At 61.7% G+C, this 21,541-nt stretch carries 21 protein-coding genes and 1 pseudogene; 10 read left to right on the top strand and 12 right to left on the bottom strand.

Annotated features, from left to right (window positions below; all coding sequences use genetic code 11):
- Positions 1-28: 28 nt before the first annotated feature.
- From FDP25_RS02100 to rpsF, 6 genes are all read right to left on the bottom strand, one after another.
- Entirely contained in the window at positions 29-829 is an 801-nt protein-coding gene (locus FDP25_RS02100; RefSeq protein WP_154148515.1) for an acyl-homoserine-lactone synthase, read from the bottom strand.
- Positions 830-958: 129 nt separating this feature from the next.
- Complete coding sequence (locus FDP25_RS02095) at positions 959-1,672, bottom strand: autoinducer binding domain-containing protein (protein ID WP_154148514.1); 714 nt, start codon at positions 1,670-1,672, stop codon at positions 959-961.
- 18 nt (positions 1,673-1,690) lie between these two features.
- The gene (locus FDP25_RS02090; RefSeq protein ID WP_154148513.1) at positions 1,691-2,041 is read right to left on the bottom strand and encodes a helix-turn-helix domain-containing protein; all 351 of its coding nucleotides are present in this window, start codon (positions 2,039-2,041) and stop codon (positions 1,691-1,693) included.
- Between the two features lie 168 nt (positions 2,042-2,209).
- Positions 2,210-2,845: a 50S ribosomal protein L9 gene (gene rplI, locus FDP25_RS02085; RefSeq protein WP_154148512.1), complete on the bottom strand. Its 636-nt coding sequence runs from the start codon at positions 2,843-2,845 to the stop codon at positions 2,210-2,212.
- 12 nt (positions 2,846-2,857) lie between these two features.
- Positions 2,858-3,085 (bottom strand): 30S ribosomal protein S18, encoded by a 228-nt coding sequence (rpsR, locus tag FDP25_RS02080; RefSeq protein WP_058291462.1) that lies wholly within the window; start codon positions 3,083-3,085, stop codon positions 2,858-2,860.
- Between the two features lie 28 nt (positions 3,086-3,113).
- Positions 3,114-3,467: a 30S ribosomal protein S6 gene (gene rpsF / locus FDP25_RS02075; protein ID WP_154148511.1), complete on the bottom strand. Its 354-nt coding sequence runs from the start codon at positions 3,465-3,467 to the stop codon at positions 3,114-3,116.
- A 247-nt stretch (positions 3,468-3,714) separates the two neighbouring features.
- On the opposite strand from rpsF, the gene FDP25_RS02070 reads away from it, so the two are divergent.
- On the top strand, positions 3,715-4,197 hold the full coding sequence (locus FDP25_RS02070) for a hypothetical protein (RefSeq protein WP_154148510.1): 483 nt from the start codon (positions 3,715-3,717) through the stop codon (positions 4,195-4,197).
- A gap of 139 nt (positions 4,198-4,336) precedes the next feature.
- Positions 4,337-4,915: a YceI family protein gene (locus FDP25_RS02065; RefSeq protein WP_154148509.1), complete on the top strand. Its 579-nt coding sequence runs from the start codon at positions 4,337-4,339 to the stop codon at positions 4,913-4,915.
- 79 nt (positions 4,916-4,994) lie between these two features.
- Here FDP25_RS02065 and FDP25_RS02060 read toward each other — a convergent pair whose 3' ends face one another.
- The gene (locus tag FDP25_RS02060; RefSeq protein ID WP_154148508.1) at positions 4,995-6,200 is read right to left on the bottom strand and encodes a cytochrome b/b6 domain-containing protein; all 1,206 of its coding nucleotides are present in this window, start codon (positions 6,198-6,200) and stop codon (positions 4,995-4,997) included.
- A gap of 177 nt (positions 6,201-6,377) precedes the next feature.
- On the opposite strand from FDP25_RS02060, the gene fabD reads away from it, so the two are divergent.
- The 6 genes from fabD to mltG all read left to right on the top strand — a co-directional run bounded on the left by fabD (position 6,378) and on the right by mltG (position 12,044).
- Positions 6,378-7,319, top strand: a complete 942-nt coding sequence (fabD, locus tag FDP25_RS02055) for an ACP S-malonyltransferase (RefSeq protein WP_154148507.1) — start codon at positions 6,378-6,380, stop codon at positions 7,317-7,319.
- 37 nt (positions 7,320-7,356) lie between these two features.
- Positions 7,357-8,094, top strand: a complete 738-nt coding sequence (fabG, locus tag FDP25_RS02050) for a 3-oxoacyl-ACP reductase FabG (RefSeq protein WP_154148506.1) — start codon at positions 7,357-7,359, stop codon at positions 8,092-8,094.
- A gap of 227 nt (positions 8,095-8,321) precedes the next feature.
- Entirely contained in the window at positions 8,322-8,555 is a 234-nt protein-coding gene (locus FDP25_RS02045) for an acyl carrier protein (RefSeq protein ID WP_154148505.1), read from the top strand.
- A gap of 195 nt (positions 8,556-8,750) precedes the next feature.
- On the top strand, positions 8,751-9,494 hold the full coding sequence (locus tag FDP25_RS02040; RefSeq protein ID WP_154148504.1) for a 1-(5-phosphoribosyl)-5-[(5-phosphoribosylamino)methylideneamino] imidazole-4-carboxamide isomerase: 744 nt from the start codon (positions 8,751-8,753) through the stop codon (positions 9,492-9,494).
- Between the two features lie 127 nt (positions 9,495-9,621).
- Positions 9,622-10,881 (top strand): beta-ketoacyl-ACP synthase II, encoded by a 1,260-nt coding sequence (gene fabF / locus FDP25_RS02035; protein ID WP_154148503.1) that lies wholly within the window; start codon positions 9,622-9,624, stop codon positions 10,879-10,881.
- The gene (gene mltG, locus FDP25_RS02030) at positions 10,881-12,044 is read left to right on the top strand and encodes an endolytic transglycosylase MltG (RefSeq protein ID WP_154148502.1); all 1,164 of its coding nucleotides are present in this window, start codon (positions 10,881-10,883) and stop codon (positions 12,042-12,044) included. Before fabF ends, mltG begins: the two co-directional genes overlap by 1 nt.
- Before the next feature lie 1,079 nt (positions 12,045-13,123).
- Here mltG and FDP25_RS17435 read toward each other — a convergent pair.
- The 5 genes and pseudogenes from FDP25_RS17435 to FDP25_RS02005 form a co-directional block, all read right to left on the bottom strand.
- Positions 13,124-13,345 (bottom strand): annotated as a pseudogene (locus tag FDP25_RS17435) (HNH endonuclease); the annotation flags it as partial.
- A 290-nt stretch (positions 13,346-13,635) separates the two neighbouring features.
- A complete protein-coding gene (locus FDP25_RS02020; RefSeq protein WP_154148500.1) occupies positions 13,636-14,175 on the bottom strand; it encodes a bactofilin family protein in 540 nt (179 codons plus the stop codon).
- Positions 14,165-15,487, bottom strand: coding sequence for a DUF5930 domain-containing protein (locus tag FDP25_RS02015; protein ID WP_343031935.1), 1,323 nt, complete (start codon positions 15,485-15,487; stop codon positions 14,165-14,167). Before FDP25_RS02015 ends, FDP25_RS02020 begins: the two co-directional genes overlap by 11 nt.
- A gap of 242 nt (positions 15,488-15,729) precedes the next feature.
- Entirely contained in the window at positions 15,730-16,536 is an 807-nt protein-coding gene (locus FDP25_RS02010) for a ferritin-like domain-containing protein (protein WP_246175738.1), read from the bottom strand.
- Positions 16,533-17,000 (bottom strand): peroxiredoxin, encoded by a 468-nt coding sequence (locus FDP25_RS02005; RefSeq protein WP_154148499.1) that lies wholly within the window; start codon positions 16,998-17,000, stop codon positions 16,533-16,535. Before FDP25_RS02005 ends, FDP25_RS02010 begins: the two co-directional genes overlap by 4 nt.
- Positions 17,001-17,106: 106 nt before the next feature.
- Between FDP25_RS02005 and FDP25_RS02000 the strand changes: the two genes are divergently transcribed.
- Entirely contained in the window at positions 17,107-20,460 is a 3,354-nt protein-coding gene (locus tag FDP25_RS02000) for an AsmA-like C-terminal region-containing protein (RefSeq protein WP_154148498.1), read from the top strand.
- Positions 20,457-21,509, top strand: coding sequence for a tRNA preQ1(34) S-adenosylmethionine ribosyltransferase-isomerase QueA (gene queA / locus FDP25_RS01995; RefSeq protein ID WP_343031934.1), 1,053 nt, complete (start codon positions 20,457-20,459; stop codon positions 21,507-21,509). The genes FDP25_RS02000 and queA overlap by 4 nt, the downstream gene beginning before the upstream one ends.
- The last annotated feature ends 32 nt before the right edge of the window (positions 21,510-21,541 follow it).

Genomic DNA, 21,541 nt, shown 5'->3' with positions numbered 1-21,541 from the left:
TTTTGCGTGAGTGGTGTTGGGGATCAGATCAGGCGTCGCAACCGGATGTCGTACGGAAGGCCGTTTTCAATGTGCGTTGCAGGGCAAGCGCCGCGGCTTTCTCGCTGTCTGTGCGGGCGCTTGAAATCTGCTGATCGCAATAGTCGCGCAGGTCTGGCGTGAGCTCGGTCGTGGCATCGTCTGCGGTGGCGAGAGCATCGGCCACGGTATCCTCGTCCACGAAGATATCGCCGGTGATCCCCGCGAAGGCGCGAATGCGGTTGATGCGTTCCTCGGTGATGTCACTGAGGGCGGCGAGGGCCTTGGTTTTCCCCATCTGCACGGTTTGGCCGATGTAGTCGCAGGGGGCATTGTCGCTGCGCTTGAGGATACGGTCCATGGCCGGGTCCACGACCGAGATGACATCCGAGATGCCCGACTCGTAGGCATACTCGGCGATCCCGGCCATCAGTTCGCAGGCGGTATAAGACACGGTGCGCCCGTTGCTTTTGCGCTTGATGCGGTCGGTGTCGATGCAAAAGCGGGTGTTTTCCCAGACCGTGGCACTCCGCAAGGGCGGTTCGCCGCACAGGATGTCCTGAAACACATCGGCAAGCATGTGTGGGCCAGTGGTCTGCAACATGCGGTTACAGCCGACGACCTGATAGTCGTCGTCCAGGGCTACGAGATAGGCGGGGTCAAGATCATCGAACAAGTCGATTTCGCGCCCGTTGCGTACGGTGACATCCCACCCCATACGGTCTTTGAAAACCCGCGCGCGCAATTTGTACATATCGTCCAGGATAGTGCCAAACCGATGTCGGTTCAGCGCGTCGATGACTAAGATCATTGTTTGCTTCCTCGGCTGCGTGTTGATGGCAGCGAGGATAACAGCCTGCGGCGGGCTGGGTATTAGGGAAATCCCGTACTCGGAGTGGGCGGCAGTAAAATGCCGCGCGAGATCATCCTGAGCCTGATATCACCCCGGTTGTATCAGTCCGAGGCTGACGGCGCGGCCGACGGCCTGTGGTGTGGATATGGTGCAGAGCTTCTCGCGGGCGGAGCGCAGGTGGACCTCAACCGTGCGGGGCGAAATCGAGAGGATGTCACCGATATCCTGCTGGGATTTGCCGGCGGCCACCCATTGCAGGATTTCAACCTCGCGGCTGGACAGGTTGGGTTGGCGCAGCGCCTTGAGCAGCGGATCGGAGTTCATCACCGTGTCATGCAAATGCACCGCGTTGCTGAGCAGGTTGCCGGTGATTTCACGCCGCAACATGCCCCATTCCCTCGGGGCCATGGTGGCACAGGCACACAGCAGGCCGGTTTCGCCAAACAAGCCCCGGATCGGAACGGTCACGCCCTGATCGGGAAGGCCGAAATCATGTGCATCATGAAAAACGCGCCCAAAATCATCGTCACGTTGCAACCTCTTCCAATCGACAGGCGCGATGGAGCGCGCCGCCGAATGGAGTGTCGGGTCATATGTCTGAAGGCCTTCGGAGACATAATGCGCCTTCCACTCGTCGGGGTAGGTCGTGAAACCATACATGGTGCCCGAAACGGGATTGGCCGAAAAATAGGTCGCGTGCTCAACACCCAGCTCGTCGCAAAGCATGCGAAGATGGCCGACATAATCGCGCTCTGCCGCTGGCGTACTTGCGATGTCGATGAGGTGTATGGGCTTGTTCATCGGCGGGTGTTTTGACTCCTATGCTGACAAGCTTGCCGCGGTTTTTTGTGAAAGCTGGCGGGCGAAACTGATCAATTCCATCTGTTTGTTGACGGACAAGCCCGTGTAGAGATCGAGAAGTTCCAGTGGCGTTCCGGGTGTTTCACCATCGGTTTGCGCCACATCCTGAAACAGCGACAGTACCGACACGCCAAGCGCGTCTGCGATACTCCAAAGCCGCGAGGCGGCCACGCGGTTTGCACCGCTTTCGTATTTTTGAACCTGTTGGAAAGTAATGCCGAGTTCTCTGGCAAGATCTGATTGGCTGAGCCCGAGGGCTTTGCGATACATCCGAATGCGAGAGCCAATGGCCTTATCAATTGTCTTCATATTTACCCTTGCTTTCCTTGAGCGTTGTTACTGGTACGACATGTTACGGCATCAGCCGATACAAGACGTTAGCACGTGGCCCGTTTCCCTGTCGAGATGAAGCTTGGCATGAAAAAAGGGCCACACAAACGACATGCGTGGCCCTTTTTTGTGACATTTTGGAGGCTATCAGCCTTCGTCTTTTTGACCTTCGGCGTCTTCGGGAAGCACTTCCTCGACGGTTTCGGCAAGGTCTTCATCTTCGGACGCGGCCGAGCCGATATCGTCGAAGAGTTCCGCGATCTCGTAATCGGCGGCGGCTTCGGCTTCGGCGGCGGCGTCCTGAATGGTCTTGCCGGTCGCTTGCAGCTCGGCCTCTTCGGGCGAACGGGCGACGTTGAGGGTGATCACGGCTTCGACTTCGGGGTGCAGGTGCACCTCGACTTCGTGCAGGCCAAGGGTTTTGATCGGCTGGCGAATGATGACCTGCTTGCGGTCAACGGTCACGCCTTCCTCTTTGGCCACGGCGGCGGCGTCACGGGTGGAGACCGAGCCGTAGAGGCTGCCGCCATCGGACGCCTGACGAATCACGACGAACTGTTGACCGTCGATTTTCGCGGCCAGTGCTTCGGCCTCTTTCTTGGTTTCGAGGTTGCGGGCTTCGAGTTGCGCCTTGCGGGCCTCGAAGTCTGCGATGTTCTGCTCGGAGGCCGAAAGGGCCTTGCCTTGCGGCAGCAGGAAGTTGCGCGCGAAGCCGGGCTTGACGTCGACGACGTCGCCCATCTGGCCCAGTTTGGCCACGCGTTCGAGAAGGATAACTTGCATGATGCTCTCTCCTTACTTCACGGCGTAGGGCAGCAGGGCGAGGAAGCGCGCGCGCTTGATGGCGCGGGACAGTTCACGCTGCTTCTTGGCCGAGACGGCGGTGATGCGCGAGGGCACGATCTTGCCGCGTTCGCTGATGTAGCGTTGCAGCAGCTTGGTGTCCTTGTAGTCGATCTTGGGTGCATTGTCGCCCGAGAAGGGGCAGACCTTGCGGCGGCGGAAAAACGGTTTTGCAGCCATGGGTTAGTGTCCTTTCTTCAAGCGATGATCAACGACGTTCGCGGCGGTCGCCACGGTCGTCTTTTTTCTGCATCTGGACCGAGGGGCCTTCCTCGTGCTCGTCGACCTTGATGGTCATGACGCGCATCACGTCGTCGTGCAGGCGCATCAGGCGTTCCATTTCCTGGACGGCCGCCGCGGGGGCATCGGTACGCAGGAAGGCATAGTGGCCCTTGCGGTTCTTGTTGATCTTGTAGGCCATGGTCTTGACGCCCCAGTACTCGCTATCCACGAGTTTGCCGCCGTTGTCGGACAGCACGGTGCCAAAATGTTCGATGAGGCCTTCAGCTTGCGCGTTGGACAAGTCCTGACGCGAAATAAAAACATGCTCGTAGAGCGGCATGTTATCTCCACTTCTATCTGGGCGCATTTCAAAGGCGGGTCTTGCATCCTTTCGCGACCCGTCCACGAGAGACTGCGCGGTTCATGACAAACTGCGAAAGGAAGCGTGTCCTTACGATGGATCGGGGCGCGGCGCAAGGGGGGAGGCCCGGGCGAAAATTTGCCTTGGCTGTGCCCCATTCTTGTCGCGTTTCGAAATCAGGGTGGCCTGAGACGACACGAAATCCTGAGGACGAGGGGAGGCCAGAATGGTCGCTTTGCCGGACAACCTGAACAGCTATACTCAAGATCGGCTTGAACGCGATGGAAAGCCAGCGCGATGTGCAGTGAAACGCGCGATCAAGATGAGCGCCGGCACGGCCCTCTTGCTGGCGGCCATGGGCATGTGGGCGGTTCCGGCGGGGGATGCTGCGATGCAGTTGATCAAGCTTTTCGTCTCGCTTGCCATGCTTGGGTTCGGCTTGGTGATGATGAGTTCGCTGGACACCGAAGATGACCTTCCCGAAGTGCATGTGGACCCGGTGAACCGTCAATTGCGCGTGGTCTCGAAAGATGACTGCGGGGCGCTTCGACTGAAGGGGGTCTATGGGTTGGACAAGCTTTCGAACGTCTCGTTGCAAGGAAATGCCTTGACGGCCTTTGACGCTGAGGGTGAACAGGTTCTGTCGATTCCGGTCTCCGACGCCGAGACCGAACAGAAGCTGCGCGAGGTCTTTCCGCAAGCGGCCTGATCATCGGCAAGGTCGGCGGATTGCCGCGCCCGACCTGTTCGCAAATCAACAGACATTGTTTGACCTTGGGGACTTGCTCAATCCTGCGCTTGCGCCATTTTCAGAGACTGAATTTTTCAAAAGCCAGGAGGCATATTCGATGAAAAACGCAGTTCTCGCCACAGCGGCGGCCCTGACCCTGTCCGCAACCGGCGCCATGGCTGAAGCGGAAAAATATGTATTGGATTCAAGCCACAGCCAGGTTGTCTTTTCCTACAACCACCTTGGGTATTCCACCACCTATGGCATGTTCTCGGGGTTCGAAGGCGAGATCATGTTCGATCAGGAAGACCCGGCGGCCTCATCGGTTTCGGTCTCGATGCCGACCATGTCGATGCTGACCGGCTGGGAAAAGCGGTTCGGGCATTTCATGTCGGATGATTTCTTTGGCGCGAGCGAAGGCGACATGATCACCTTTACCTCGACCGGCATCGAAGTGACCGGCGAGGACACCGCCGAAATTACCGGCGATCTCACGATCAACGAGACCACCCAATCGGTCGTTCTGGATGCCAAGCTGAACAAGGCGGCCTCGCATCCGATGCAAAACAAGGACTGGGCCGGGTTCGATGCCTCCACCACTTTGATGCGCTCGGAATTCGGGCTTGGCAAGTTTGCCCCGGCGATCAGTGACGAGGTCGAAGTGATGATCTCGATCGAGGCGATGAAGGCCGAGTAAATCCAAATTCGCGGAATGATGAGGGCCTGCCGATTGGCAGGCCCTTTTTTGTTGGCATATCAGACGGTGTGACCCGTGGTTACCTTGTGGCGGTCAGGTCAAAACGGATGTCGACGCTGGCCCCAAGGGAATCGGTGGCCTCACCGCCGATGCCGAAGGCGCGGCGATCCACGCTCAGGCCACCCGAGGCTTCTGCGGTGTTGCCGTCGATTGCCAGATCGAAGGGCATCTCAACCGGCATGGAGTGATCCTTGATGGTCAGGGTACCTTGGGCGATGTGGCCCTCTGTATCCACGATCTCGGCGGTGAAGGTGGCTGTCGGGTGGGCCTCGGCGTTGAAGTATTCGGCGCCCATGGCCTGATCGGTGACCGAGCCGAGTGTGAGGGACGGGATGGCGACGGTGACGGTCACGTCGCCCTTGGGGTTTGCGGACGCCGCGTCATAGCTGATCTCGGCGGTCCAGTCGGCGAAACGGCCTGTCACCTCGGAGCCCATCTGGACCACGGTGATTTCAAGCGTGCCGTCCTGCACCGTCCAGTCGCTTTCGACGGCGGCGAGGGATTCTGCCGGGGTTTGGGCGGCGTCGAGTTTGAACCAGCCGAGGGTGTTGGCGCCGCCGAGAACAATGGCCCAGACCGCCAGCGCTCCCAGAAGCGGCAGGGCGTGGCCGGGTTGCTTGGCTGTCGGTTGGGCCGGGGTGAGGCCCGGCAACATGCGGCGCAGGGTGGCGTCGCGGTCGATCACGTGGTGTTTGAGGGCGCCGGCGATATGCAGCACCAGCGCGCCGACCAGCACCCATTGCAGCAGGTAATGCAGTGTGCCGGTGATCTGGGCCACGCCCTCGTCCTTGGGCACGAAGGGCAGGGATTGGCCGAAAGGCCACCAGATGGGCGCGAACCCGGTGGTCGAGGCATGGTGAATCCAGCCCGAGAGCGGCACCGCGACAAGCGAGCCGTAAAGCAGCCAGTGGACCACTTCGGCGAGGCGCGATTCCAGCACGGTATCGCCGTTCAGCAAGCCGGGCTTGGGTTGCGTGACGGCCCAGAGGATGCGGGCGAGGGCCACGAAGAACACCGTCAGGCCGATGGTCTTGTGCAGGGAAAACAGGAGGGCCGCGCGGGCGACCTGTGTCTCGGTGGTGGCGATCTCGGGGTTTTGGACCGTATGGGCCAGATCGTTGGCGAAATAGCCAAGCGGCAGGGCCAACAGAATGCCCAGGGCCGTAAGCCAGTGAAATGTCTTGGTAACGGACCCGTAAGAGATTGTGGTATTTGCGAGAGCCATGAAGGAGATCCTGAGTATCTGATTTGATGTCAGAGTAGTTCGCTGCGCCGTGGACACAATGGCGCCGCCTGCACAGGTGGCGTGCATGGATGCCGATCCGGGTTTGTCCGTTGCCTCGGACCGCGAGGCGCGCTATCCGGGATGAAACGGGCAAAGCCATAGATAAGAGGGACGCCAATGAGCCGCGCATTCGTATTTCCCGGGCAAGGGGCACAGACCATCGGTATGGGTAAGGAACTGGCCGAGGCCTATCCGGCGTCCCGCGCCGTTTTCGACGAGGTGGACGAGGCTTTGGGGGAAAAGCTGTCGTCGTTGATCTGGGACGGGGAGCAGGAGACCCTGACCCTGACGCAGAATGCGCAGCCTGCGCTTATGGCGACCTCATTGGCGGCGATGCGGGCGCTGGAGGCCGAGGGGGTGAGCATCGAGGCGGCAAGCCTTGTTGCGGGTCACAGCCTTGGGGAATATTCGGCCTTGGCCGCGGCGGGCGCCTTGAGCGTGGCCGATTGCGCGCGGCTTTTGCGGACGCGCGGCGAGGCGATGCAAAAGGCCGTGCCGGTGGGCGAGGGGGCCATGGCGGCGATCTTGGGGCTTGATCTGGCGGCGGTGCGCGAGGTGGCCGAAGGGGCCGCGCAGGGCGAGGTTTGCCAAGCGGCAAATGACAACGATCCGGGGCAGGTTGTGGTGTCGGGCCACAAGGCCGCGGTGGAACGCGCCGTGGATCTGGCCAAGGAGAAGGGTGCCAAGCGCGCGATGCTTCTGCCCGTGAGCGCGCCGTTCCATTGTGCGCTGATGCAGCCTGCGGCCGACGTGATGGCCGAAGCCTTGGCCGCGGTCGAGATCAAGGCCCCCGCCGTGCCGGTGGTGGCCAATGTGCGCGCCGAGGCGGTGAGTGACCCCGATGAGATCCGCAAGCTGCTGGTGGAGCAGGTCACGGGATCGGTCCGCTGGCGCGAATCGGTGCTGTACATGGCCGCGCAGGGTGTCACCGAGGCCTGGGAGATCGGCGCGGGCAAGGCCCTGTCGGGGATGATCCGGCGGATCGATCGCAGCGTGGCGTGCCGCAACGTGGGCACGCCGGGGGATGTGGTGGCGGCGAAAGACGCCTTGAACGGCTAAAGCCAAGGCATTTGGCGCAAAGACAAAGGAATTGGATATGTTTGATCTGACAGGAAAGTGCGCGCTGGTCACCGGGGCCTCGGGCGGCATTGGCGGCGCGATTGCCAAGGCGCTGCACGCGGCGGGGGCGACCGTGGGGCTTTCGGGCACGCGGGTTGAGCCGCTGGAGGCTTTGGCCGCGGAACTGGGTGAGCGGGCGCATGTTCTGCCCTGCAACCTGAGTGACGCGGAAGCCGTGGACGCCCTGCCCAAGCAGGCCATCGAGGCCATGGGCGCGCTGGATATTCTTGTGAACAACGCCGGAATCACCCGCGACCAGATTTTCATGCGCATGTCGGACGAGGAATGGCAAAGCGTCATTGACGTGAACCTGACCTCGACCATGCGTTTGTGCCGGGGGGTCATGCGCCCGATGATGAAGGCCCGCTGGGGCCGGATCATCAACATCAGTTCCATCGTGGGGGCCACCGGCAACCCGGGGCAGGTGAACTATGCCGCCTCCAAGGCGGGCATGGTGGGGATGACCAAATCCATCGCCTATGAGGTGGCCAGCCGGGGCATTACCGCCAATGCCGTCGCGCCCGGCTTCATCGCCACGGCGATGACCGACAAGTTGAACGACGATCAGAAAGAGGCGATCAATTCCAAGATCCCGGCGGCGCGCATGGGCACGCCCGAGGAAATCGCAGCGGCGGTTTTGTACCTTGCCAGTCCCGAGGCAGGATACGTCACCGGGGCCACCTTGCATGTGAACGGCGGTATGGCCATGTTGTGAGCGGCGAGGGCGGCGCCTGTGCCGTCCTTGTTTCGAAAGCGTTTGCCATTCGCGCGCCATGTGCTATAGGCGGCGCAGTTTCGTCGGCGGTGGGTCCGTTCCGACCCCGGCGCGCCCGAGTGAAGGGCAGTCAGAGCCGCCCGGAGGGGCATAAGCAAACCCGCTTCCCGGCGTGGGCAGGGGCGGAAAACGGACCGCAAGGTTCGAAAGTAGATGAGGATTAAGACATGAGCGACATCGCAGATCGCGTTAAAAAGATCGTTGTGGAACATCTGGGCGTTGAAGAGGACAAGGTGGCCGAGAACGCCTCGTTCATCGACGACCTGGGCGCTGACAGCCTTGACACCGTTGAGCTGGTCATGGCCTTCGAAGAAGAGTTCGGCATTGAAATTCCCGACGACGCAGCCGAAACCATCCAGACCTTCGGCGACGCGGTGAAGTTCATCAAGGAAGCGTCGTAAGCTTTCCGTCGCTTTGCGATTTTCCAAGGCCCCTGCCGGTTGGCGGGGGCCTTTTTCATTGTCGCATGGTCAAGAAGGCGCGATTTGGCCGCATCATGCCGATTTGGTACAATCAGGGGTCGCTAAGACACTCCAGAGTCGATTCTGGTTGCGCGCTGATGCGCGCGCATGATGCGACGGAAAGGCACTTCTGGCATGATCATTTATCCCACCCTTGAACTGCACAACGGCAAATGTGTTTCGCTGACGCGGGGCCGTTTGGAAGAACCCGTGATCTGGCATGTGGACCCGGTCGAGACTGCGCGTGGTTTTGCCGCCGCCGGGGCCGAGTGGATGCATGTCACGGATATCAATGCCCTTGCGGGGGACGGCGATAATGCCGAGCTTCTGGAAGACATCATCCGTGCGGCAGGCATCCCCGTGCAATTGGGGGGTGGCTTCCGCTCACGCGATGCGGTCGAGCGTTGGATCGACAAGGGCGCGGGGCGTATCGTTGTCGGTACCATGGCGGCGCATGACCCGGATTTGTTGCGGGAGCTGGCCAAATTCTATCCGGATCAGATCGTTCTGGCGGTGGATGTCTTCCACGGCGCGGTCATGACCGAAGGCTGGAAATCGCAATCGGCCTTTACGCCCGAGGACTATATCAAGGCCTTTGATGACGCGCCGCTGGCCGGGATCATCGTGACCGATGTCGATGCCGATATCGAGGATACCGACGGCAGCCTTGGGGTGATCACCCATCTGGCCGCACAGACCCACCATCCGGTGATCGCGCGTGGCACCGTGCGCAGCACGGATGATGTTTCGCGGCTCAAGTATGTGCCCAACGTGGCCGGTACATTGATCGGTCGGGCGCTTCTGTCGCGCGATGTGGACCTGCAAGAGGCCTTGGCCCTTGCGCAGGCCGAACCCGAACCCACAGCCGAGTTCCAGTAAGGCGATTTGGGTTCAATTTCCGACCTGAAACACTGGCATGGCCCCGCTTGCGGGGCCTGCTTGGGCTTGCCCCCCGGGGGTAAGGCGCGCTAAGAGCACCCGAGGAAATTTGTGAGAGGGCAGCAGGATGCGTCGTGTCGTTGTTACCGGCCTTGGATTGGTCACGCCTTTGGCGTCAGGGGTCGAGGAAAGCTGGAAGCGCTTGCTGGACGGGCAATCGGGGGCGGGAACGATCACCCGTTTCGATCCCCAGAACGTCGCGACGAAATACGCCTGCGAAGTGCCCTATGGCGATGGCAGCGATGGCACCTTCAACCCCGACGACCACATGGCGCCGAAAGAGCGCCGCAAGGTGGATGATTTCATTCTTTACGGGTTGGCGGCTGCGGATCAGGCGGTGGCCGATGCGGGCTGGACCCCCGAGGACGAAGAAAGCCTGATGCGGACCGGCGTGATGCTGGGCTCGGGCATCGGGGGGCTGCAATCCATCGAGCAGACAACGCTTTTGATCCGTGACAAGGGTGTGCGGCGGGTCTCGCCGTTCTTCATCCCCGGCGCCCTGATCAACCTGATCAGCGGGCAGGTGAGCATTCGCTATGGCTTCAAAGGGCCGAACCATGCTGTGGTGACGGCCTGTTCGACGGGCGCGCATGCGATCGGCGATGCCTCGCGCCTGATCAAGTACGGCGATGCCGACGTGATGGTGGCCGGTGGCGCCGAGGCGGCGATTTGCGAGATCGGGATCGCCGGGTTCAACGCCTGCAAGGCCCTGTCGACCAAGCGCGCCGATGATCCGCAGGCGGCAAGCCGCCCCTATGACGCGGACCGGGACGGGTTTGTCATGGGCGAGGGCGCGGGTGTTGTCGTGCTGGAGGAATACGAGCACGCCAAGGCGCGTGGCGCCAAGATTTACGCCGAGGTTCTGGGCTATGGCCTGTCGGGCGATGCCTATCACATCACCGCCCCGTCGGAGGATGGCGACGGTGGATTCCGCGCGATGCAGGCGGCGCTTGGCCACGCAGGGATCGACCCTTCGGAGGTGGATTACATGAACGCGCATGGCACCTCGACCATGGCGGATACCATTGAATTGAAGGCGGTTGAGAAACTTCTGGGCGCGGCAGCGGGCAAGGCGACGATGAGTTCGACCAAGTCTTCGACCGGGCACCTTCTGGGGGCTGCGGGGGCGATCGAGGCGATCTTCTCGATCCTTGCGGTGCGTGACCAAGTGGCGCCGCCGACGATCAACCTTGATAACCCGGCGGTGGAAACCCCGCTTGATCTTGCGCCCAATGCCGCAAGGGAGCGGGAGATCAACGTGGCGATGTCCAACAGCTTTGGCTTTGGCGGCACCAATGCCTCGCTTTGCATCGGGAAGCTGCGCTGATGTGGCGGCATATCGCCTCTAACTTCCTGACTTTCCTTGTTGTTCTGGTTTTCCTTCTGGGGGGCGTGATCCTTTGGGGGCAGGCCGAATACACCGCGGAAGGGCCCTTGGAGGAATCCATCTGCCTGCGGGTGGAACGGGGCACGAATATGCGCGCCGTGTCGCGGGAATTGGTGGGGCAAGGCGCCTTGAGCAACGGCACCATCTTTCGTGTCGGTGCGGAATATTCCAATAAATCCAGTCAGTTGAAGGCCGGAAGCTGGCTTATCCCCGATGGGGCCAGCATGCAGGAGATCACCGATATCATCACCCGGGGAGGCGCAAGCACCTGCGGGACCGAGGTGGTTTATCGAATCGGGGTAACCCGGTCGGAAGTGCAGGTGCGCGAACTGGATCCGGCCACGAACCGCTATGTCGAGAAGGCGGCCTTCATTCCGGGGGAGAGCGACGCACCGGAAGCCTTTGAAAACGTGCGGGAAAAGGCCGATACACGTTATCGCATCGCGGTGGCCGAAGGGGTGACAAGCTGGCAGATCGTCAATGGGTTGCAATCGGTCGACGTTCTGGAGGGAGAGGTTAACGAAACCCCGCCCGAAGGCAGCCTTGCCCCCGACAGTTACGAGGTGCGCGCCGGGGATACGCGCGGCAGCGTGATCGAAAGAATGCGGCAGGCTCAGGATGTTATCCTTGCCGAAGCCTGGCAGAACAGGGCCGAAGGCATTCCGCTTGACTCCCCGTACGAGGCGTTAATCCTTGCCTCGGTGATCGAGAAGGAAACCGGCGTGCCCTCGGAACGCGGGCAGGTGGCCAGTGTCTTTACCAACCGCTTGCGGCAGGGCATGAGATTGCAGACCGACCCGACGGTGATCTACGGCATCACCAAGGGGGAAGGCGTGCTTGGCCGGGGCTTGCGGCGGAGTGAACTTCGCGCTGCAACCCCTTGGAATACTTACGTAATCGAAGGCTTGCCACCAACACCGATTGCCAATCCGGGACGGGCCAGTATCGAGGCGGCGGTCAATCCTCTGGACACCGATTACATCTTCTTCGTGGCAAAAACGCTGGACCCGCGCGATGGCCATGCCTTTGCCGAGACACTGGCCGAGCACAACGAAAACGTGGCCCGTTATCGCGCACTTGAGGCGGAGCAAGGCCAGAACTGATTTTTCGTACGAGTCGTACGTTTTGTACGCGTGTTTCGTACGAAAATCAGGGTGTGCATTCGGGCGACCGTACGAGTCGTACGAAATTTCCTGACTCAGGCGGGCGGAGTGGGGCCCCGGATCAAGTCCGGGGCGGGTAGGCGTGATGCCTGCGGTTACGAATGTTTAATCTTTTCAGGGTATCAGTAATACGTGATTGATTTGACAGGAACCGCGACATCGTAGATTTTTTGAATGTGTTGATATGAGCGGAGCGTGAATGGCAGGTGTCAGCCCGGAGTGGACATTTAGGCAGACGTTCACGCCAAGTGCAGCGTAAGCTGCCCTTTCCTCGCTAAGGGCTGCGCCTATGGCCAGCCATCGACCCAGATGTGCTGAGGGGGGATAGTCGCATTGGCAATCATGTCTGGCTGAATAATGACTTGACCGTCACAAATCATAACGGCTGGTCCAACGCAGCGATGCTGAAAACGTGGGGCAATTTCGTCACCCAGAGACATCAGCTTCTTGGATATTTTTTCGTCAGACATGCTTGGAGGGTGTAGTTTCTGCGCTGTGGGCAGCAGCACTATGTGATCGTAGATTACAGCAATCGGAAAGTAATCTTCATCAAATCTCATAAGCCCGATGCCCGGCTCTCTGATTTCTCGAGCTGGGATCTCAATGAGAAAGTTCCAATCCATAATGTTTTTATCTGGGTCCAGAATCTGCCTTCTGACAATGTCCAAGCTTGACTGAAGGATAAAGGAATAACCGAAATTCTTGAACCAAAGACCATACGCGGCAGTGAGATAGCCCACCCGCAAAGTTTCCTCGTTAGAAAAGACTGGCATAGAAAATTCAATCTTGATTTCCGAGGGTTTTGGTTCGCTCCAGTGCGCATCGAAGTCTACTGGGTTTGAACGTTCTCGGTCGGAGTAAAATTCAAACGCTCCATCCTCACCGAGATGTATTGAACCATTCAATTTGCGGCCGTTGGCACTAATCCTAGCCTTCTGCTTTTTCGGATCTATCGGAAATGGTGCGCCTCCCTCGTTTAGCTCAATCCACTCGACGAGCCATTTTGTCTGCTTGTGCCCGAATGTGCTATTGCACCTTTTGCACAGAAAGGTCGTTTGTTTTCCCCCGACTGAATCCGGTATTATGTGCTCTTCGTTGATCGCAGTGTCTGCGTCGGAGCTTCCAAAGTTGCCAATCGGCAGGTCTCGAAGACATACCGGACATCTAAACAAACCCAAGAGTTTGGCGTCGAAGCGCGCAAGTTCCTGGGATACCTCGTATAAGAATGTGTTTTTTTGCATGATTGTAGCCCATAGGGTTAGAAAACAACGTTAAGCTCATCGCCGTATAGGTGGAAAGCCCACCATGTTGTGTTGTTTGAAGCAAAGACTTTGCAAACTCCCCTCCCTGCGCATAGCAGTCACTCGTCCATCCACAACAAATTACGATTTCGATCTGCCATCTCAAGTGACCGGGTCAACCACGTATTACGGATACCCATCTTGTCATGTCAGGGGGTGCTTGACCGCTGCCCATGAAAAAGGCGCCGCTGCCGGGGCAGGGCGCCTTTGGGTGTCTGTCGTGCGGTGTCTTACGACTTGGCGTCGGCCGGCTTGGTTTGCGCCGGAGCCTGGGCCTGGGCCTGACCGCCGGACGGCTTGCCGCCCTTGGCGTTGAGTGGATCGTCCTGACGCTGAACCGAGCCTTCGAAGTGGGCGCCGGATTCGATGGCGATGGTCTTGTGGATGATGTCGCCTTCGACACGGGCGGTCGAGGTCAGGCGGACCTTGAGGCCGCGCACGCGGCCCACGATACGGCCGTTCACGACGACATCATCGGCAATCACTTCGCCCTTGATGGTGGCGCCTTCGCCAACCGTCAGAAGGTGAGCGCGAATATCGCCTTCGATGGTGCCTTCGACCTGAATGTCGCCGGTGGTTTTGAGGTTGCCGGTGACATGCAGATCAGACGACAGCACGGACGCAGGCGGTTTCGCCTTGGGCGCAGAGGCCTTGAACTCGGTGCTGGGCGCGTCGCTGCGGGGCGTCTCGGCCTTGGTGTCGGGCGCTGCCGGTTTGGGTGCGTCACCTGCCTTGGGCGCGGGTTCGTTGATTTTGCTTTTAGAAAACATCGTTAGCAGCCTTGATATAGATCATGGGGTTGACGGCTTTGCCGCCCACACGGACCTCGTAGTGTAGATGGGTCCCGGTGGATCGTCCAGTATTGCCCATAGCCGAAATCTTTTGTCCGCGCGAGACCCTTTGGCCTTTCTTCACGAAGATTTTCGAATTGTGGGCGTAGCGGGTTTCAATCCCGAACTCGTGCTGGATTTTCACGAGACGGCCATATCCCGAGAGCCAACCGGCGTGGGTGACGACCCCGTCGGCGGTGGCGTAGATGGGGGTGCCGTGGGGCGCGGCGAAATCGGTGCCCTTGTGCATCCGGCCCCAGCGCATCCCGAAGCCGGAGGTATACCGGAAATTGCCCTTGAGCGGCACCGAGAAGGGGGCCTTTTGCGCGGCGATACGGTAGAGGTTCAAATCGTCCAGCCCGTTGAGGATGCGGTTGGCGCGCTCGGCGTCGGGCGAAGGGTCTTCGCCACGGGTGGAGAAGCTGAGCGGCATCAGCGGGCCGCCCTGGCCGGAATAGCCGCGGCGCACGGTGTTCAGCAAATCCTTGGTGTTCATGCCCGCCGCGCGGAACATCTTGTCGAGCGGTTCGACCGAGATGGTCATCGCCTCTTCGAGTTGGCGGAAGATCTGATCGTTCTGGTCCTGAATGAGCTTCAGGCGCAGGGCCATTTCATCGGCTTCCAGAAGGGCGGTCTGAGCGTCCTTGCGGATCTGGTCGCGTTCGCGGGCTGTGTCTTGCAGGGCGGCGGCCAGAACGTTGAGCGTGCCGTCGGTGGCGTTTTCGCCGTTTTCGCCGGGCAGGGTGGCGCCGTCGTTGTTTTCCAGCGCGAGGGCGAGTTCCTGTGCTTCGTCGCGGGCGTCGTCGCGTTCGGTCATCGCGGTGCGCAGGGTGGACTGGATCACCTCGATGCCGGTTTCCAGTTCGCGGCGGCGGGTTTCCGAGGCCAGCAGTTCGGACTGCATGGCCGAAATCTGCTTGAGTGCCGAGTTGAAGCGTTCCTGTGCCGCGGCGGCCTCTTCGGCGCGTTTGTCGCGTTCCGAGGACAGCGCGTTGAGGCGCATTTCATAGGTGCGCTGATCGCGCTTGGCCTGTTCGCGGAAATTGCCCGCGCCGATCGAATCCATCACGAGAACGGCGGTGGCGATGATCGTCCAGGCGACGATGGCCGTGGCGCCGGCAAAGGCCAGAAGCTGTGAGCCGGGGCGAAGCCGGATGAAGCGTGTGTCCGTATCGGAGCGCAGGAAAACCCGGCGCTCGGGGAAGTAGCGCTCTAGCAGCGCGTGAAATTTGATAGCGAGTCGTGTGCGCACGAAAAATCCCGTCCCTTTTGTCCCTTTTCCCAACGGCCGACGCTTTTTTAGTTTTCAAGTGGTCATATTAAGTGACCGCGCCTTGGCCCAAGTGCTTAGCCAGTGCTTAACCTTTGAGCAAGTTTTTTGGGCTGGTGATTCGCCAATTTCGGCAAGATGTGGCGCGAGTGGCAAAAAATCGCCGATCTACAAAGGCTTGCCCCGGGCATTTGCCCGGGGGAGCTGCGGCATTTTGGCGGTGTTCAGGTGGCCAGGGGCCAGTAGAAATCGGGCGGCAGGCCCGCCTCGGCGCGCTTTTCCTCGTTGAAGGGGGGCTTCAGCGGGCCGTGGAAATAGCGTTTCACCAGCGCGTGAAAGACCTGTTTGGGGTCTTTTTCGTGACGCCCGCAAAGGAAGTGGAACCATTTGGAGCCATAGGCCACGTGGCCGACTTCTTCGGCGTAGATGACCTTGAGCGCCTCGACGGTCTGGTCGTCCTTGGCCTTCTCGAAAATCTCGATCATGCCGGGGGTGACGTCGAGCCCGCGGGCCTCAAGCACCATGGGCACGACGGCGAGGCGGCCCATGATGTCCTGCGCCGTATCCTCGGCGGCGCGCCACATGCCCGCATGGGCGGGCAGGGCGCCGTAGTGGCTGTCGTGGGCCTCCAAGCTGTCGGAGACGAGGTTGAAATGCTTGGATTCCTCGTCCGCCGATTTCACCCAGTCGTCGTAGAAGCCCATGGGCATGGGCGTGTCGGTGAAGCGCGCGATGATGTCCCAGTGCAGGTCAACGGCGTTGAGCTCGATATGGGCCACGGCGTGCAGGATGGCGACGCGGCCCCGTGGGCTTCCGGGGCGGCGGCGGGGCACGTCGCGGGGGTCCAGAAGCTCTGGCTTTTCGGGGCGGGCGGGGCGCAGCGGCGGTATGGCCTGACCGATGGGGATGTCCTGCCCGGCCTCACGGGCGGCAAACCACGTGGCGGCATGGCGGCGCGAGAGGGCGGTTTTGGCGCGGCCATCGGCGGTGGTGAGGACCTCCACCGCCATCTCTGCAAGCGTTTGGGTCATGCGGTGAGGTCTTTCAGGGCCTGGAGCACCTCCTCGACATGGCCGGGGACTTTCACCTTGCGCCATTCGCGTGCGATGCGTCCTTCGCCGTCGATCAGAAAGGTGGAGCGTTCGATGCCCATGAAGGTTTTGCCGTACATCTTCTTTTCCTTGAAGACGCCGAAAGCCTCGCAGACCTCGTCCTCGGCGTCCGACAGAAGCGGGATGCCAAGGCTGTGCTTGTCGCGGAATTTTTCGTGCTTGGCGACGGTATCCTTGGAAATCCCCATGACATGGGCGCCGAGGGCCTGAAATTCCCCGTGCATTTCGGTGAAGCCGATGGCCTCCTTGGTGCAGCCGGAGGTGTCGTCGCGCGGGTAGAAGAACAAAACCACCGGTGCGGGGCGCAGGGTGGAGAGGGTCACGTTGTCGTCGCCATCGCGCGGCAGGGTGAAATCGGGGGCCATTTGGGCGCTGTCGGTCATGGGATATCCTTGTTATGTGCAGTCTGCGGTTTCATATTAGGACGCGTAAGGCCAGAGAAAAGGACGAGGCAGGCAGGCCGGGGCAGGGCCTGCACGGTCGGATCATATGAGTGAAACGGAAGACATCAAGCCACCGCGCCGCAGATGGCGGCGGGTGCTGTTATGGGCACTGGCGTTCTTGTTGGCGCTGGTGGTGGCCGGCGTTGTCGGGCTGATGGCGCTGGTGGGCACGCAGGTAAGCGCGCCCGATTGGCTGCGGACGCGGATCACCGAGCGGATCAACGCGGATTCGGGCGATTTGCAGCTTGGCCTTGGGGATATGTCGGTTGTCATGGAGGATGACTGGATTCCGCGGCTGAGCCTGCGTGAGGTCACGGTGCGTGACGAGGCGGGTCAGCCCTTGGCCAACCTGACGGACGTGCAGGGCACGTTGGCCCTCAAGCCGCTGTTGCAGGGGGAGTTGCGGCCCGGTGTGATCCAGGTGTCCGGGGTTCAGGTTACCCTGCGGCGGAGCGTGGGCGGCGGCCTTGGCGTCAGCCTTGGGGAGGCGGCGACCCCGGCGGTCGAAGAAGCCCCCAGCATGGCCGCCTTGTTGCAGCCCTTGGAAGACCTGCTGCGTGAGCCGCATTTTGCCTCGCTTGCGCGCGTCGAGGCGCGCAACATGACGCTGCGCTACGAGGATGCCCGCGCGCAACGGGCCTGGACCGTGGATGGCGGGCGCTTGATGCTGGAGCGGACGGGCGAGGATTTGCAGATCAGGGGCGATTTCGTGCTGTTGGGCAACCGGGCCTATGCCACGACGCTGGCAGTGAACTACACCGGGCGGATGGGCGAGGCCGAGGCCGAATTCGGCGTCAGCTTCGAGGATATGCCCGCCCGCGACATTGCCGGGCAGTCCCCAGCGCTAACTTGGCTTGACGCGCTTGATGCGCCGATTTCGGGGGCGTTGCGGGCGGAAGTGGCCGAGGACGGGCGGCTTGGCCCGCTCAACGCGACCTTGCAGATCGGCGCGGGCGTTTTGCAGCCCACCGAGGCCACCAAGCCGATCCCGTTTTCCAGCGCGCGCAGCTACTTCACCTATGATCCAAGGCAGCAGGTCCTGCGGTTCGACGAGGTCAGCCTTGAAAGCCCCTGGGTCAGCGCGCAGGCCGAGGGGCAGGCCTATCTGGTGGGGATGGAGAGCGGTTGGCCCAGTGAACTTCAGGCGCAGTTCCAGGTCAGCCGGATCAGTGCCAACCCCGCGGAGCTTTACCCGGCCCCCGTGGAACTGGAACAGGTGGCCATGGACATGCGCCTTGAGATGGAGCCCTTCCGGTTGAGCCTTGGACAGATGAGCCTTGTGGACCGGGACAGGTATCTTGTGCTGCGCGGTGAGGTGCAGGCCGAACCGGAGGGCTGGGATCTGGCTTTGGATGGCGAAATGGACGGGCTATCGCCCGCGCGCCTGTTGGAGCTGTGGCCCGTCGGGGTGAAGCCCAAGACCCGGACATGGATCGACGAGAACGTGAAGACGGCGGAGTTGAGCGAGATACAGCTTGCCGTGCGGTCACAGCCGAAAAGCCGCCCGGATGTGTTTCTGGGCTTCGATTACACGGGGTTGGAGACGCGGTTTATCAAGGACGTGCCGCATATTCAGGCCGCGGCGGGACATGCCTCGCTTTACGACAATCGGTTTGTCATCGCGGCCACGGAAGGCTTCGTGCAGGCCGCCGAGGGCGGGCGGATCGATATTGCGGGGACCAGTTTCGAAGTGCCCAACGTGGCGATCAAGCGCGGCCCGGCGCGAACGCAATTGCGCACGGAGAGCACGATAACCGCGGCCTTGTCGCTGCTGAACGAAGAACCGTTTCGCTTTCTCGACAAGGCGGGACGGCCCGTGGCGCTGGCCGATGGGCGGGCGGTGCTGGAAGGGCGGCTGGATTTCCTGCTCAAGCCCGGATTGAAACCGGACGAGGTGGCCTTCGACGTGGGGGGCACGCTGCGCGATGTCCGCAGCGAGGTTCTGGTGCCGGGGCGGGTTCTGGCGGCGACGCAGCTTGAGGTGCGCGCCGGGAACGACAGCCTGACCGTCGGGGGCGAGGGGCGTTTGGGCCGGGTGCCGGTCAATGGCCGTTATCGTGCGGCGCTTGGCCCCGAGGGTGGCGGTGCGGCGCGTGTCGAAGGCTGGGTCGAGCTGTCGGAACGCTTTGCCGACGAGTTCAACATCGGCCTGCCCCCGGGAAGCCTGTCGGGCGCCGGGCGGGCCGATGTGGTGATCGATTTCGAGAAGGGACAGCCCGGAGCCTTCGAGATGACCTCGGACTTGGCCGGGGTGGGCCTGAGCCTGCGGCAGTTGGATTGGAGCCTGCCGCGCGCCGCGCAGGGCAGGTTGGAGGTGGCGGGCCGTCTGGGCACGCCGCCGGAGTTGAGCCGCGTGGCGTTGGACGCGGCGGGATTGTCGGCGCTGGGGCGTGTGACCCTGCGCGAGGACGGGCAGTTGGAGCGCGCCAGTTTCGAGAGCGTGCGGGTCGGCACGTGGTTGGATGCGCCGGTGGACCTGATCGGGCGCGGAGCGGGTGTGACGCCTGCGGTACAGGTGCGCGGCGGGACGGTCGATTTGCGGCAGACCTCGCTTTCGGGGGAGGGTCAAGGGGACGGGCAGGCGCGCCGCGAGGGCGGGCCGGTGAGCCTTGCGCTGGACCGGTTGCAGATTTCCGATGGCATCGCCCTGACCGATTTCCGGGCCGATCTGGATATGCGGCGCGGTGCGGATGGCAGTTTCACCGGCAAGGTCAACGGCGGCGCGCCGGTGCGTGGCCGGGTCGTGCCGCAGCGGGGCCGGAGCGCCTTTCGGATACAATCGGACAATGCCGGGGGGGTACTGGGCTCGGCCGGGTTGTTGAAACAGGCGCGGGACGGCACGCTTGACCTGGTGCTGGCCCCGGCGGAGGCGCCGGGCACCTATGATGGCCAGTTGACGGCGCGCGACTTGCGTCTCAAGGATGCGCCGGCGCTGGCGGCACTGCTGAATGCGATGAGTGTCGTGGGCCTGTTGGAGCAGTTGGACGGCGAGGGCATCCATTTTGGCGAGGTCGATGCGCGATTCAGGCTGTCGCCCAAGCGGGTGACGCTGTACTCGGGCAGCGCGGTCGGGGCCTCTATGGGGATTTCGATGGATGGCTATTACTTCATGGAAAGCGAACAGATGGATATGCAGGGTGTGATCTCGCCGTTTTACATGCTCAACGGGATCGGCGGCATCTTTACCCGCCGCGGCGAGGGCCTTGTGGGCGTGAATTACGAGCTGACGGGGCGGGCGGCGAACCCGCAGGTCAGCATGAACCCCTTGTCGGTGTTTACGCCGGGGATGTTCCGCGAACTGTTCCGCCGCCCGCCGCCGGAGCGGAATGGGGGACAGCAAGCCGCCCCGCAACAGGACGAGCGCAGACCACAAGACACAGGGCGAGGAAACGGGCAGTGAAGCTGAGCGATTTCGATTTCGACCTGCCGGAGCGATTGATCGCCACGCGGCCCGCACGGCCACGGACCGCGGCGCGGCTTCTGGTGGCCGAAGGGGGCGGCATCACCGATGCGGTGGTGCGTGACCTCGGGCAGTTCCTGCGCCCGGGTGACCGGCTGGTTCTGAACGACACCGCAGTGATTCCGGCGCGCCTGTCCGGCCTGCGGGCGCGGCAGAGTGCGCAGGGCCTGACCGAGGCCCGGATCGAGGTGACGCTTCTTGAGCCGGGGCCCGATGGCACATGGGCGGCCATGGTGAAGCCGTTGAAGAAGCTGGCCGAAGGTGAGGTCGTGCGGTTTGGCGCGGGCCTTGAGGCCAGTTGCGAGGCCAAGCACGAGGGGCAGGCGATCTTGCGCTTCAACCTTGAGGGCGAGGCGTTCGACGCGGCGCTGGATGCCGCCGGGGCCATGCCCTTGCCGCCCTATATCGCCGCGCGCCGGGCCGCTGACGCGCAGGACCGCGAGGATTATCAGACCGTCTGGGCACGTCATCCCGGGGCGGTGGCGGCGCCCACGGCCTCGCTTCATTTTGACGATGCGCTTCTGGACAGCCTGCGCGAGATGGGCGTGGGGGTGAGCCATGTCACCCTGCATGTGGGGGCGGGGACTTTCCTTCCGGTGAAGGTGGAGGATGTCACGACCCACAAGATGCACGCCGAATGGGGCCGGGTGAGCGAGGCCGCCGCACAAGAGATCGCCGAGACCAAGGCCAAGGGCGGGCGGATCATCCCCGTTGGCACCACGGCCCTGCGGCTGATCGAAAGCGCCGCGCAGGACAGCGGGCAGATCGCCGCGTGGGAAGGCGATACGGATATTTTCATCTACCCCGGTTTCGCGTTTCGTGTCACCGATGCCCTGATGACAAATTTCCACCTGCCGAAATCCACGCTGATGATGCTGGTCAGTGCCTTGATGGGGCAGGACCGTATCCGCGAGATTTACGATCATGCCGTGCGCGCGGAGTATCGTTTTTTCAGTTATGGCGATGCCTCGCTTTTGATCCCGGACTGAGAGCCAGGGTGTTCGTGCAAGGGCGGCGCCAA

Origin of the sequence: Roseovarius bejariae (assembly GCF_009669325.1) — a bacterium.
Lineage (GTDB): Bacteria > Pseudomonadota > Alphaproteobacteria > Rhodobacterales > Rhodobacteraceae > Roseovarius > Roseovarius bejariae.
The sequence above is the reverse complement of the archived record's forward strand: the minus strand, read 5'-3'. Positions and strand labels throughout refer to the sequence as shown.

Excerpts from the sequence above, each read along its gene's own strand:
- FDP25_RS02100 (WP_154148515.1), bottom strand. The coding sequence starts at position 829 with ATGATCTTAGTCATCGACGCGCTGAACCGACATCGGTTTGGCACTATC.
- FDP25_RS02095 (WP_154148514.1), bottom strand. The coding sequence starts at position 1,672 with ATGAACAAGCCCATACACCTCATCGACATCGCAAGTACGCCAGCGGCA.
- FDP25_RS02090 (WP_154148513.1), bottom strand. The coding sequence starts at position 2,041 with ATGAAGACAATTGATAAGGCCATTGGCTCTCGCATTCGGATGTATCGC.
- rplI (WP_154148512.1), bottom strand. The coding sequence starts at position 2,845 with ATGCAAGTTATCCTTCTCGAACGCGTGGCCAAACTGGGCCAGATGGGC.
- rpsR (WP_058291462.1), bottom strand. The coding sequence starts at position 3,085 with ATGGCTGCAAAACCGTTTTTCCGCCGCCGCAAGGTCTGCCCCTTCTCG.
- rpsF (WP_154148511.1), bottom strand. The coding sequence starts at position 3,467 with ATGCCGCTCTACGAGCATGTTTTTATTTCGCGTCAGGACTTGTCCAAC.
- FDP25_RS02070 (WP_154148510.1), top strand. The coding sequence starts at position 3,715 with ATGGTCGCTTTGCCGGACAACCTGAACAGCTATACTCAAGATCGGCTT.
- FDP25_RS02065 (WP_154148509.1), top strand. The coding sequence starts at position 4,337 with ATGAAAAACGCAGTTCTCGCCACAGCGGCGGCCCTGACCCTGTCCGCA.
- FDP25_RS02060 (WP_154148508.1), bottom strand. The coding sequence starts at position 6,200 with ATGGCTCTCGCAAATACCACAATCTCTTACGGGTCCGTTACCAAGACA.
- fabD (WP_154148507.1), top strand. The coding sequence starts at position 6,378 with ATGAGCCGCGCATTCGTATTTCCCGGGCAAGGGGCACAGACCATCGGT.
- fabG (WP_154148506.1), top strand. The coding sequence starts at position 7,357 with ATGTTTGATCTGACAGGAAAGTGCGCGCTGGTCACCGGGGCCTCGGGC.
- FDP25_RS02045 (WP_154148505.1), top strand. The coding sequence starts at position 8,322 with ATGAGCGACATCGCAGATCGCGTTAAAAAGATCGTTGTGGAACATCTG.
- FDP25_RS02040 (WP_154148504.1), top strand. The coding sequence starts at position 8,751 with ATGATCATTTATCCCACCCTTGAACTGCACAACGGCAAATGTGTTTCG.
- fabF (WP_154148503.1), top strand. The coding sequence starts at position 9,622 with ATGCGTCGTGTCGTTGTTACCGGCCTTGGATTGGTCACGCCTTTGGCG.
- mltG (WP_154148502.1), top strand. The coding sequence starts at position 10,881 with ATGTGGCGGCATATCGCCTCTAACTTCCTGACTTTCCTTGTTGTTCTG.
- FDP25_RS02020 (WP_154148500.1), bottom strand. The coding sequence starts at position 14,175 with ATGTTTTCTAAAAGCAAAATCAACGAACCCGCGCCCAAGGCAGGTGAC.
- FDP25_RS02010 (WP_246175738.1), bottom strand. The coding sequence starts at position 16,536 with ATGACCCAAACGCTTGCAGAGATGGCGGTGGAGGTCCTCACCACCGCC.
- FDP25_RS02005 (WP_154148499.1), bottom strand. The coding sequence starts at position 17,000 with ATGACCGACAGCGCCCAAATGGCCCCCGATTTCACCCTGCCGCGCGAT.
- FDP25_RS02000 (WP_154148498.1), top strand. The coding sequence starts at position 17,107 with ATGAGTGAAACGGAAGACATCAAGCCACCGCGCCGCAGATGGCGGCGG.